Genomic DNA, 12,483 nt, shown 5'->3' with positions numbered 1-12,483 from the left:
CGGCGTTTCTGCTCATCACACGAGAATACCTGCTCCGGCATTTTTTGTATCTACTGAGACATGCAGAAAAAGAAGGTCATGCCGCGAAAATGGTTTAATACGGCTTGTCTTACATCAATCTGTTGAGAGGAATGGATGCCATGCTGATTCAATGCACAAAAAAGCTGCTCGATCAACTCAAAATTAAACCCGAGCCAGTGGGAACGGAGTCTTCTTTGTTCTCCTGGCACGCGAATCTGATCACAATCAACCGCCGAAAAACAATCGTCCTGATGAACGACAGCAGCCGGTACACCGTCGTCCTTCACGGACTTAGGGCGAATGATTTCAAGCATTTAAATGAACACATTATAAATGCCATTCGCCGGACGCTTCTTGATGAATGGATCAAGCCTGAACTTGTCGAACGTTTTCTCTCAGGCTCGCCGGAAATCGTTTATACCAAAACAAAGGACAGAAAGCTGGTCGCACGGATGAATAAGGCCTGCGACACAGTGTGGTTCAGAGGAGAAGCTTTGAATCCGGATCATCTAATTCAAAGTGCTGCAGGCAGGAGGGCGAGTGCCTTGCTTGTCGGCGATGGGAGCGGCAGCTACGCAAAGCCCAATGAACTGATGTATAAGGAGTTGGAGGCTTTCGCAAAAGAGCCAATATTCAGCTGTAGGGCCGTAACGTTCAAAGCGACTCTTGATCTTGAAAATCATAAGGCTTGGCGCCGAGTCATTGTTCCAATCGAAATAACTTTTGAACAACTGCATGATGTTCTTCAAACCGTTTTTGATTGGAAAGAAAGCCACTTGCATGATTTTTATATTTTAGACGGCAAAAGGCCAGTGGCCAATGTCGTTTGCAGTGATGATGCTTTTGATTACCCAAATGAAGTGCCCATGTTTATGGAAACGGAGTGCAAACTATCGGACTATGTGCCAAAGTATTCAAGAATTAAATATACCTATGACTTTGGAGACAACTGGGAGCATGAAATAGAAATTGAAAAACTTGATGAACACTATTCAAAGAACTATCCGGTTTGTCTGGATGGGGTTGGCAACGCGCCACCGGAAGATGTAGGCGGCCCGTACGGTTATGATGAATTTTTATCTGCAATTTCTGACCCCAAACATCCGGAGCATGAGGACATGATCCAATGGGGCAGCATGCAGGGATATAGAGATTTTAATATTGAAGGTGTGAACAGACAGCTGAAATGGGTCCTTTAAAATTCAATTGAGATTTTTGAACGGGAGCTGAAACATATGGACTGGGAAAAAGCAGACAGGAATTTAGGCGAATACCTGGGGACGCTCGTTGCGGACTACGCATGCAAAAAGAAGCTGATGTTCGGGGCCGCCGTTTATTTTGTGAATGACAACATGTGGACCGGTGTGAAAGGCAAAATCGTTTTTCTTAGATTATCTGAAAACGACCGCTTGACGATTCAGACCGAAAGTGATGAAATTAGGCCGTTTGAGCCTGCCCCTGGCCGCTTCATGAAAGAATACGTTGAGGTCCCGGAAAGCAAACTGGCCGACGACGCATTTGCCCGTAAATGGCTGGACATTTCCTATTCATACGTCAAAAGCCTGCCTCCTAAAGTAAAAAAGGAGAAAAAGGCGCCATCGAAAAGCAAAAAACAGAATTAGCTGGTCTCATATCATTGTAAAAAGAGGAAACCATGAAGCACATTCCCAATATACTCACGACCAGCAGAATGATCTTTGTGATCTTGATGCTTTTCTTTTATAAAAATCCGTGGATTTTTGCGACGCTCTATGCGACTGCGGTGCTGAGTGACGTGCTTGACGGCGTGATCGCCCGCAGGACACAGACCCAAACCCCTTTTGGAGCGAGACTTGATTCCTTCGCTGATCTGTTAATGTATGGAATCATCGTCATGCTGATCTTTTATTGGATGGGAGATTTGCTTGCACCAGGTGTTCCTCTGATTGTCACCATTGCCGGGGTGAGGATGATCAGCATCCTCATCGCGGCAGTCAAATTCCATACCTTTGTCAGTCTGCACACATGGGGTAACAAATTCACTGGAATCCTGATCTTCCTGGCACCCATTGTTTTTATTATTTCAAAAAGTACCTCCTTTTTCTGGTTTGTCGGCCTGATCGCTCTTTTGTCCGCAATTGAGGAAGGGCTGATCCATTTGATGAGTGATTCAGTGGATGAAAACCGGCGTAGCATCTTTCTAAGCGATTAATTATTTTGGTATACATAGTCCTTTAACCTTATAAGAGACTGTTTTTGGATCGACGAAACTATAGACTCCAGAGGTAAAGCAAATGAGTGGCGACAAGAAACAGTTTATCTACGTTTTGCGATTAATTCCAGCCTTATTAAATGATTCAAACTGGACAAAAAGGGAAGAAGATATAGTAGACAGGCATTTCTCGCGATTGCAGAAGCTGTTGAATGAGGGGAAACTCATTTTAGCCGGCAAAACCGCAGGGATCGATGAAAAGACCTTTGGCATTGTCATTCTGGAGGCTGATTCATATGAAGAGGCGCTGGAGCTGATGCGGATCGATCCGGCAGTCGCGGAGGGAATCATGACGGCAGAATTATATCCTTATCACGTCGCATTGATGAGACGATAGGGAAAAGAACGGAGACGATTCTTATGGAAAAAGAGAAAGGTCTGGAAACAATCGACGCGTACATCGCCGCTTTCCCAGCGAATGTACAGGAGAAGCTGGAGAAACTGCGCGCCATTATCCGGCAGGCGGAACCAGATGTGAAGGAAAAAATCAGTTATCAGATGCCGACCTTCACTTTGTATGGCAAAAATCTGGTCCACTTTGCCGCTTTTAAAAAGCACATTGGATTTTACCCGGGTGCGAGCGGGATTGCAAATTTTGAAGAAGAGCTGTCCGCTTTTGAAACGTCCAAGGGGACTGTGCGATTTCCGCTTGAAGAACCAATTCCTCTGGATCTGATCGGCAGAATTGTGAGATTCAGAGCGGAAGAAAACCGAAGAAAATACGGATAAAATACCGATCAGGAATAAGAAAAAGGGGGCAAGCTCTGAGCTAACACGGGCTGCCCCTTCTGATTTTCTGCGCTGACAGAACTAGGGGATGACTGGTCAGGAAAGAATCTCGGTTTCTCTACGATAGTGAGCGGCGGAAATGGAGCCGCTGATAATAAAAAGAATGCCTGGTAGGAAAAATGGCGAGAAAAAAAACACACTGCCAATAACAATCGTAAAGATGGCCCACCACAACTGGTTACCGCTGAGCTTGAATGTACCAATCCAAGTGAAAACAAGGGCGATGGCAGTCATGACAATAACAGTCAACAGAAAACCGAAAACCAAGTTCTGTTCATTAGGATCCTGTGCCGGTGTCAGATAGACGAGGATCATGAACAGGATTATAAGGGACCAAATACAGGTCGCTAAAATATTGCCAACTAAAGACAGGATAAATGCTGTTGTTCGTTTCATTAGGGGCTCACCTTACATGATAAATTTGTTTCGGATAACTGGAGGCAATCGGCTGCCAAATGAAAAAGCAGTTCGGAAAAATTTTGAAAAAAGGAAAGACTCCAATGACCTCATTATATCATTTTGATACATCGCGTCAGTAAATGAAGTCTTCATACAAACATAAAAACGATCCCTTAGTTTGAATGACCTGGGATCGTTTTTTCTAGAGTCCTTGAATTTCTTTACTTATTCCTATTATTGTATTCTTTCCATCCCCCGTAATTGGAAATATCCAGAGCCACTTGAGCGGCATAAGGCTCACAAATAAACCCGGGGACTTCCTGACCGTCCTGAAGTTCGACTTTCCCAATTCCGAGAGGAGAAGGAATGGAGGCGGTGAATGAACCGAACTCGGCCAGTGGTATTTCCCAAAGTTCGACTTGAATGGCAGCTGCTCCAGTTTCTGTTTTCACTAGCCCTGGCTTGACAGGCACAGTGTCCAGCCGGAAAAGTCGGTATTTTTGAGCCGTTTTTGTTTCACAGAGGAATCGGGCATGATGTTCATGAAGTTGATGTTCCAGCTCGAATCCCCGCATATGCAGACCACAGACCGCCAGCTTGACGGAATCAGCTTGATTTGATGACTCGCTGTTTTTTTCAATGCTTGGGGTTGAAAAATGCTGCATTTCTCTGGCAAGACCGAATATGAAGTCCTCATGATCAGAAGGAGCGAAAATGGTGGCGCCAAAAGGCAAATCATCGGCAGCATCGTCCGTCGGTACAGAAATGGCGCAAAGATCAAGCAAATTGCAGTGGTTGGTGTATTCACCCATTTCGCTGTTGGTTTTAATCGGATCCTGATCAACCTGCGCACGAGTCCACGTGCCTCCGGCTGTCGGTGTGATGAATACGGCGTCCCGCAGTAATTTTTTCACTTTTTGTTTAGCTGCGGCCAGCTTGTGCATGTGATCGAAAAGCAATGATGCTGTATATGAATCCTTAGCGCCTGATCTTAGAATCTGCTCAGTCACTGGAAAAGTGCTTCCGGGGTGCGCTTTAACAAAAGGTCCTAAATCAGCCCATCGTTCAGCAACAAACGGTCCGTCGTACAGCAATCGCGCAGTTTTCGAAAAAAAGTCATTGTCGATCCGCTCAATTGGCAGTCCGAGCTGTTCGAGGGAATGCACCGTTTTTTCCCATGCCGCCTCATACTGTTCCTTATAGGGTCCGAAGAAGTGCAAGGCCTGTCGGGGCAGGAGGATTTTTTTGGGGAGCTTCGGCACGGGGGTAGGGATCGGTTTGGACCAGGCACACTTATCGTCAAAAGAACGTGCGGCGCGATCTACAATCATTGCTTCTTCCGCATCATGAGCGAACACGGTGATGCAGTCGAGGCTTGCGCAGGCCGGAACCAAGCCTTTTGTTGACCAAGCGCCGAGTGATGATTTGAATCCGATCAGCCGGTTAAGCGCCGCAGGTACCCTGCCGGATCCCGCTGTGTCCGTGCCAAGGGAAAAAGCAGCCTGTCCCCGGGCGACCGCCACAGCTGATCCGGCACTGGATCCACCGCTGATGAGCTCGTCCTTTAAACCGTTATGCACTTCGCCGTACGGGCTTCGGGTTCCGACTAAACCTGTGGCGAATTGATCCAGGTTCGCTTTACCGACCGGAATGGCTCCTGCAGCGATCAGATTCGCCACTACGGTGGCATGCTCTGAAGGTGTATAGGCGTAGTCCGGGCAGCCGGCGGTTGTCTGGACGCCGGCCAGATCGATATTGTCTTTTATGGCAAAAGGAATGCCCCAGAGCGGATGGTTTTCCTTTGAAATTTCGGACAAGCGGTCAAGATAGGGCTGGATGAACAAACGATCCGGCTTTGTAATCCATATATTCTTTTGGATGTCTTTTTCAGAGCGTTCAATGATTGCATCAATGATTTCTTCGGGTGTTATGCTTTTGTTCAGGTAACTTTGCCGCAACCAGGATAGGGTCAGCGCAAACGGAATCTCTGCAGTCTGGTTCATCACTATCAACATCCTTTCATATTCTGATGCTTAATAAAGTCTGCCCGGCATGTACCTCGTCACCGGGTTTCACGAGAATGGAGGTAATGGTCCCATCTTCATCGGCTTTCTGAGGAAATTCCATTTTCATGCTTTCTTCAATAATCAATGTATCGCCCTTTTTGACTTTCTGGCCATTCTTAACCAATACCTTCCAGACACTGCCCGGCATCTGGCTGTTCACAGCAATCGATCCTTCCGGAATATCAGTTGAAGTACCATAAGGTGTTTCTTCATGTTCAGAAACAAATTTATCCAGTCCGAGACGGTGCCAGTTATTTTTTTCCTTATCAAAAGCGGCTTCCTGTCTGGTCCGGAATTCTTTCGCCTCATTCTTGATGTTGTCCAGGAAGGACATGTATTCACCAAGATCAAATGTTGTTTCGGTAATATCTGCCTCGAACCTGCCCCGCAGGAAATCTTCACGATCCTGAAGCAATTCATCAGCGGAAACGGGGTAAAACCGGATCTGGTCAAAAAAGCGCAGAAGCCATGGTTTGCCGGGTTTGAAACTTTTGGTCGACCGAAGAGGGTTCCACATCTGAATCGTTCTTCCGACAAACTGGTAGCCGCCAGGCCCTTCCATTCCATAGACGCACATATAGGCACCGCCTATGCCGACGGCGTTTTCCGGTGTCCATGTTCTGGCAGGATTATATTTTGTTGTCACAAGAAGGTGGCGTGGGTCGGTGGGCACGGCTACCGGAGCGCCCAGATAAACATCGCCAAGACCGAGAACAAGATAATTAGCGTTAAAAACAATTTTTTTCACATCTTCAATGGAATCCAGGCCATTAATTCGGCGGATAAATTCCAGATTGCTCGGGCACCAGGGAGCATCCGGTCTCACGTTCTGTTGGTAGCGGCGAATGGCCAGCTGTGTCGCCGGATCATTCCATGACAGAGGGAGGCGGACAATTCTTGATGGCACGCGGGCAGATTCAAGCGGCTCTAAACTTCGGTCGATACTAATGATTGCTCGGCACATTTCCCGGGGAGTAACCTTTGACGGGTCAAAATGAACCTGCAATGAACGAATGCCAGGAGTCAAATCAATAATCGGCAGCGACTTATCCTCTTGAATGGCTAACATAAGGTGGTGTACCTGAAAACGGAATAACAAGTTCAGTTCCATCCCTCCGTACTCAATCAGCAGATTATCGTCTCCTGAGCAGCGGATGGTGATCGGAAACTGACGACCTTGTGACTCCTGAAAAAGGATTGGGTACTGCAGATCGGGAACGTGGCTCACTGGAGTAGCAGGCTCTAACGAATGTGATTTTTTCTTCCCATTCAGTGCGCTTTCCTGTCTTTTACGCAGGTCATCAGCTTCTTCAAGTGTGATCAGGCTGAAATGAACCGTGTCTTCGGGATGCAACTGTCCCATTTTCCATAATTCGGAGAGAGCAATGGTGACGGGGCAGACAAACCCTCCGAGGCTGGGACCATCGGGGCCAAGCAAGATCGGCATATCACCAGTAAGATCAATCGCGCCGACAGCATAAGGTACATCATGAACATTGGAAGGGTGGAGTCCGGCTTCACCGCCGTCTTCACGCGACCAGAGCGGAGCCGGGCCAATCAGGCGGACACCCGTTCTGGAACTGTTGAAATGAACTTTCCAATCTGTCTCCGTAAGCTGGTTGACATATTCCGGCTTCAGAAATTCTTTTGAGCTGTGTGGACCGGGAATGACACCAATCGTCCAGTTGTGGCTGATGACCGGTTTCGGATAGGAAACATCGATCTTCGGCTTTTCAATATAAGGATTGGTTCTGAGTACGTCGCCCGCTTTCAAAGCGCGTCCGCCATGGCCGCCGAAATGGCCAAGTGTGAATGTCGCAGAGCTCCCCAGAAACTGGGGCATATCAAATCCCCCGCCTGCCAGCAGATAAGTGCGCATCCCGGCCTCAGCCTTTTTAAAAGTCAGTGTCTGTCCTTTCTTTCCATGTATTCTTGAATACATCGGAACAGTTTCTCCATCCAGCGTCGCCTGCATATCTGCACCGGTAATGCAGAAGACAAGATCTCCGCGAAGGCGGTAACTCCCCCCGCGAACGGTGAGCTCAAGACCGCTGGCCTCTTCCCTGTTCCCAAGAATTCGGTTTCCAGTTCTGAAAGAAAGGTTATCCATCGGGCCGGATGGGGGGACGCCGACACCCCAGTAACCTACTCTGCCTGGCCAATCCTGTACGGTTGACTGCAGACCGCCGTCTAGGACTTCAATCGCCTGTTCCGCGGGATGAAAATCCTTTAAGAATTGGGTATGAATCCTGCCCTTTCTATAGTCATTTTCATGAAACAGAGCCTGCAGGTAATGCAGATTGGTTGTGATCCCGTAAAGCTTTGTTTCACTGAGCGCCTGATCCATCATCCGGACGGCATCCTCACGGTTCTTGCCATGAACGATGATCTTGGCGAGCATTGGATCATAAAAAGGTGAAACGGTAACGCCGTCGCGAACCCATGTTTCATTTCGCGATACATCGGAAAAAAGAACATGATCCAGTTTTCCGGGGCTTGGCCTGAAGTCATGCAGCTGATCCTCGGCATAGATACGGACCTGTATACTGTGCCCTTCAGGGTTTAAAGATAACTGGTTCAGTCCGCAGAATTCACCGGATGCTTCGCGAAGCATCAACTCGACCAGATCGATTTTCAGAACTTCCTCGGTGACGCCATGCTCTACCTGAAGACGTGTGTTGACTTCAAGAAAATAAAAATTTTCCGAGTGGACGTCGTACAGAAATTCAACCGTCCCTGCACTTTGATAATGGACGGCCTGAGCAAGCGCTTTGGCGGCATGAAACATCTTCTGCCGCACATTGTCCGGGAGCAGCGGTGCCGGGGTTTCCTCAACTACTTTCTGATTTCGGCGCTGAATGGAACAGTCACGTTCACCCAGTGTGGTTACTATCCCGGCCTGGGTACCGAAAATCTGTACCTCGATGTGGCGGGCGCGGTGGATGTATTTCTCAAGAAATAATCCGCCGTTATTGAAATTCTTTTCAGACAGGTATTTGACAGATTCGTAAGTATTCTGCAACTCTTCTTCGGTATTGCAGATGCGCATGCCGATTCCGCCGCCGCCGGCCGTACTTTTTAAGATCACAGGATAGCCTATTTTCTCTGCTTCTCGTACGGCTTCCACGGGACTTTGAATCAGGCCGGTTCCAGGAAGCAGGGGAACACCGGCTTCTGTCGCTATTTTTCTGGCTGAATGTTTCAACCCGAAAAGCTTGATCTGCTCGGGCGTCGGTCCGATAAAAGTGATATCTTCCCGGGCACAGCGTTCGGCAAAATCAGCATTTTCACTAAGGAACCCGTATCCGGGATGAATGGCTTCGGCACCGGTCTTAATTGCCGCATCAATAATGCTTTCAGAATCTAGGTAGCTTTCCTTTGCAGGACCGTCGCCAATCAGAACAGCCTCATCCGCCTGATCGACATGGAGACTGTCCTGGTCCGCTTTAGTATAAACGGCGACGGAAGCTATACCCATCTTCCGCAATGTCCGCTCGATACGGCAGGCGATTTCGCCTCTGTTGGCAATCAGCACTTTTTTGAACATCGATGGATGAGACCTCCTTTCAATCAGATGGGTTATTCCAGATGATCACCCGGACCGGCGTTGGGTTGTAAGCATTGCACGGATTGTTCAACTGCGGGCAGTTGCTGATTAATACTGTCGTGTGGGCGATCGATGTCATCTCGACGTATCTGCCCGGAGCGGAAATACCGTCGGCAAAATCAAGATCGCCTTCCGGTGTGACCGGAACGTTCATAAAGAAGTTGATATTCGGTGCGAGATCCCGTTTTGAATAGGGATAAACGCCTTTGTACCGAGCCATGTTGTACATGAATGTATCACGACATGCGTGCATGTGCACCTTCTCATGCGCATAGCGGACCGTGTTGCTTTGCGGGGAACATGCTCCACCCAGTGTGTCGTGTCTTCCGCAAGTATCGGCCGTGATTTCAAGCAGCGGCTTTCCTGATTCAGCACGTAAAATGGTTCCCGTAGCCAAGTAAATATTTTGCTGGCTGTTTATTGTCATCGTGGCGCTATAGTGGTCACGTGGATCGTCCGTATCAAAAAAAGTAGTGTCTACAGCCTGATTTCCTTCAAGATCGACAAGACGAAAAACTTGTCCTGGTTCCAGATCGTGCATCCAGCCCTTGCCGGCCGGTATCACTTTGTTATAGATCGCATCTTTTTCCTGGTATTTACTTTCAGTCATAATGAGCTCTGACATCAAAATTCGCCTCCAAAGCGTTTCAGGATAGTGTTTCCATTTCCCACGTGTTTTCAAAAGCCCGCTGATTTTCCGGACAGGACAGAACGCATGGATCCAGCGGGGTCACTGGAACTGCCGGAAGAACTTCACAGCGTACGGGTACGGACGGGTAATCGGTGCTCGGATCAACGGGGGCAGGTGTATTTGACAGAATGAAGAGTGTGTCCATTTCCGTACGAAGTGTGACGGTTGCACCATAGGGGCAGTAACCTTTAATAAAATCCATATTTCCATTTTCATCACTTGTAATTTTAGAGAAGAAGTTGACCGGAGCTGTCAGATCTCGTGCATCCATCCCATTGCGCACCAGTTCAATCGTAAAATTTTCCTGACCGCATCGAAACCAATCGTTCCGCACTTTCTGGTACAGGGACTCTCCGTATTTTTTATCTGTCAGTTCCCGCGTTGTGTAGCCGCTGATGGTGTCGTGCCATCCGAGACTGTCTGCCACAATGCTAATCATCGCACGGCCATTGTCAGTCATCAGGATATTTCCGGTCGTCAGATGAAAAGTATGCTGTGCTTTCAGAGTATCCGGCATATTATAGCGTTCCGTGTGGTCGTGAGCATTGTAGAAAAGTGCGGAGAGGTTGGCACCTTCTCCAAGAGCCGTCAGGCGGACTAATCTGCCACGCTTGATGATACCAGACCATTTTTCTCCCTTACGTAATGTTTTTGTCCATATGTTCTGCATAATATAAATGCCTCCTTAGCATTTTATTGAAAGACAGAAGTTGTAATCCTCGCAGATTTTGAGATAAATCCCCAGATAAGTAGGCTGGAAATTTTGAATATTATAATTAAATGCAAAAATAAAAAGCCTGGAAGATATCTTAATAAAGGTATCTCCCGGGCTTTTATCCCTCCGTGTTCACAATGCAACTATTGTGCGCCTTCTCTCGGACCAATCGACGGGACTCTGCAGCCCGCCTGGAACCCTAGAAAGCAGTTTATTCAATTGGGCATCGCATTAGATTAAATATTCACACAAAATCTGTTGACAGTATTATCACAAATAAGTTTCAAAAAATCAAGATGTTTTATAAAAATAAAGAAAGTTCCATTTCAAAATGACAAGGGAAATAAAAGAATCTATGAAAAAGTGACCATCTTTTAATTTTTAATAAAAAAAGAAGAAAAAGCTTATATTATTGATATGAAAGCGATGTAAGACATTGACAAAAAGACGCGAATTGTTAATTTTTATGTCAGAATATATGACATAGCTATTGATGTTTTCAGAATCTTATTTATACTGTAAATAAAGTTAAATACGAAAAGTCTTCTAGGGTTCCGTTATTGATTTTTAATAAGTCTGGTCCGAGAGAGGACGATCCTAAACAGGTTTACACGGAGGGATAAAAGCCCGGGAGAATTTGCTCACAAATTCTCCCTGCGGCTTTTTATTTTTTGCAATTTTTTGGAGGGGATAAATTTACGGGATGGCGGAAATGACAATCTGATGAAGGTCGTTCTGAAAATGATTATGGGATTTATAATCGGAATATTCAGTCCTTTTTATCTAGCTTATCTCTGAACATTAACTGATTGTTAAAGCCGTACTTAAGCACGACTTCTTATGATACTTAAAACCAGTTAAAGGGAGGGTTCAAAATGGGAAAAAAATTAAAACTGTTCGCAATTTTGCTACTCACAATGGCGCTTGTGCTTGGGGGGTGTTCATCAAATAAAAGTCAGGGAAGTTCCGGATCATCAGCCAGTAAGAAAATAGTGCTGGGATTCAATCCATGGCCAGGATACTTTCCATGGTATATCGCACAGGAAAAAGGGTTCTTTAAAAAATACGGGCTGGATGTTCAGCTGAAACAGTTTTCTGCTTTAAGTGGTATGCTGAACGCACTTTCCAGCGGACAGCTTGACGCTGCTGGGGTGACCATAAACGACATGATTGTTCCTCTCAGTAAAGGTGTGGATTTAAAAGCAGTTGGTGTTTATGATATTTCAAACGGTGGTGACGCATTTGTAGTGAATAAAAACATCAAGAGCTTTAATGATTTGAAAGGGAAGAGAGTGGCTACCGAACTCGGAACAGTAGATCATCTGTTGATGCTGGAAGGTATGAAGAAAGCCGGTCTAAAGGAGTCCGATGTACAATTCTCAAATATGGATATCAGTGACGCGGGAAACGCTTTAATTTCCGGAAAACTGGATGGAGCGTCACTCTATGAACCTTTTATCAGCAAAGCGACCAGTAGCGGCAAGGCCAAGGTACTCTTCTCTTCCGCGGATATGCCCGGTTTGATTACTGATGTGATTGCTGTAAAAGGATCTCTTGCAAAATCGGATCCGAAAGACGTGGAGAATTTGCTCCGCGCCTGGTATGATGCACTGGATTATTGGCATAAACATCCGGACGAATCCATGAAAATTATGGCTAAGGCAGCAAATACGCCCGTTAATGAATATAAAGATGTGTACAAGACCATTAAAATCTATAACCTCGATGAAAGCATCAATGCCTTCAAAAAGGCCAATGACTACAGTTCGTTATATTATACCGGTCAGGAAACGGCTAAGTTTCTGAAAGGTCAGCAAATGATTACCGGAAATCCGGATCTGAACAAAGCGCTCGACGTTCAATTCCTGAAAAAGCTCCAGGCTGGAAAATAACTGAAATGTAAGATGAGTTTCAACTAGACAGTGGTCTTATTTGAAAATCGAC

General features: G+C 46.4%; 11 protein-coding genes and 2 riboswitches. Of the genes, 6 read left to right on the top strand and 5 right to left on the bottom strand.

The window, feature by feature from the left end; translation table 11 throughout:
* The first annotated feature begins 140 nt into the window (after window positions 1–140).
* The 5 genes from E4665_RS08710 (at window position 141) to E4665_RS08690 (ending at window position 3,001) form a co-directional block, all read left to right on the top strand.
* Complete coding sequence (locus E4665_RS08710; protein WP_135348406.1) at window positions 141–1,220, top strand: plasmid pRiA4b ORF-3 family protein; 1,080 nt, start codon at window positions 141–143, stop codon at window positions 1,218–1,220.
* A gap of 36 nt (window positions 1,221–1,256) precedes the next feature.
* Window positions 1,257–1,643: a TfoX/Sxy family protein gene (locus E4665_RS08705; protein WP_135348405.1), complete on the top strand. Its 387-nt coding sequence runs from the start codon at window positions 1,257–1,259 to the stop codon at window positions 1,641–1,643.
* Window positions 1,644–1,675: 32 nt separating this feature from the next.
* Complete coding sequence (locus tag E4665_RS08700; RefSeq protein ID WP_135348404.1) at window positions 1,676–2,212, top strand: CDP-alcohol phosphatidyltransferase family protein; 537 nt, start codon at window positions 1,676–1,678, stop codon at window positions 2,210–2,212.
* Between the two features lie 82 nt (window positions 2,213–2,294).
* Window positions 2,295–2,609 (top strand): YciI family protein, encoded by a 315-nt coding sequence (locus E4665_RS08695; RefSeq protein ID WP_135348403.1) that lies wholly within the window; start codon window positions 2,295–2,297, stop codon window positions 2,607–2,609.
* A gap of 23 nt (window positions 2,610–2,632) precedes the next feature.
* Window positions 2,633–3,001, top strand: coding sequence for an iron chaperone (locus E4665_RS08690; protein WP_135348402.1), 369 nt, complete (start codon window positions 2,633–2,635; stop codon window positions 2,999–3,001).
* 96 nt (window positions 3,002–3,097) lie between these two features.
* Here the strand turns inward: E4665_RS08690 and E4665_RS08685 are convergent, their stop codons facing one another.
* From E4665_RS08685 to E4665_RS08665, 5 genes are all read right to left on the bottom strand, one after another.
* Window positions 3,098–3,457, bottom strand: a complete 360-nt coding sequence (locus tag E4665_RS08685) for a DUF4064 domain-containing protein (protein WP_135348401.1) — start codon at window positions 3,455–3,457, stop codon at window positions 3,098–3,100.
* A 224-nt stretch (window positions 3,458–3,681) separates the two neighbouring features.
* Window positions 3,682–5,463 (bottom strand): allophanate hydrolase, encoded by a 1,782-nt coding sequence (gene atzF, locus E4665_RS08680; protein WP_135348400.1) that lies wholly within the window; start codon window positions 5,461–5,463, stop codon window positions 3,682–3,684.
* Between the two features lie 16 nt (window positions 5,464–5,479).
* Entirely contained in the window at window positions 5,480–9,073 is a 3,594-nt protein-coding gene (gene uca, locus E4665_RS08675; RefSeq protein WP_135348399.1) for an urea carboxylase, read from the bottom strand.
* A 19-nt stretch (window positions 9,074–9,092) separates the two neighbouring features.
* Complete coding sequence (locus E4665_RS08670) at window positions 9,093–9,758, bottom strand: urea amidolyase associated protein UAAP2 (RefSeq protein ID WP_135348398.1); 666 nt, start codon at window positions 9,756–9,758, stop codon at window positions 9,093–9,095.
* Window positions 9,759–9,780: 22 nt separating this feature from the next.
* Window positions 9,781–10,494 carry an urea amidolyase associated protein UAAP1 gene (locus E4665_RS08665; RefSeq protein WP_135348397.1) on the bottom strand — a complete coding sequence of 238 codons (714 nt, stop codon included), beginning with the start codon at window positions 10,492–10,494 and terminating at the stop codon, window positions 9,781–9,783.
* A 150-nt stretch (window positions 10,495–10,644) separates the two neighbouring features.
* Window positions 10,645–10,753, bottom strand: a riboswitch (guanidine-I (ykkC/yxkD leader).
* A gap of 321 nt (window positions 10,754–11,074) precedes the next feature.
* Window positions 11,075–11,175, top strand: a riboswitch (guanidine-I (ykkC/yxkD leader).
* 239 nt (window positions 11,176–11,414) lie between these two features.
* Between E4665_RS08665 and E4665_RS08660 the strand changes: the two genes are divergently transcribed.
* Window positions 11,415–12,431 carry an ABC transporter substrate-binding protein gene (locus tag E4665_RS08660; RefSeq protein WP_135348396.1) on the top strand — a complete coding sequence of 339 codons (1,017 nt, stop codon included), beginning with the start codon at window positions 11,415–11,417 and terminating at the stop codon, window positions 12,429–12,431.
* The last annotated feature ends 52 nt before the right edge of the window (window positions 12,432–12,483 follow it).

Source organism: Sporolactobacillus shoreae, assembly GCF_004684935.1.
GTDB classification, from domain to species: domain Bacteria; phylum Bacillota; class Bacilli; order Bacillales; family Sporolactobacillaceae; genus Sporolactobacillus; species Sporolactobacillus shoreae.
Note: the sequence above shows the minus strand (reverse complement) of the source record. Positions and strands in the feature narration are given on the sequence as shown.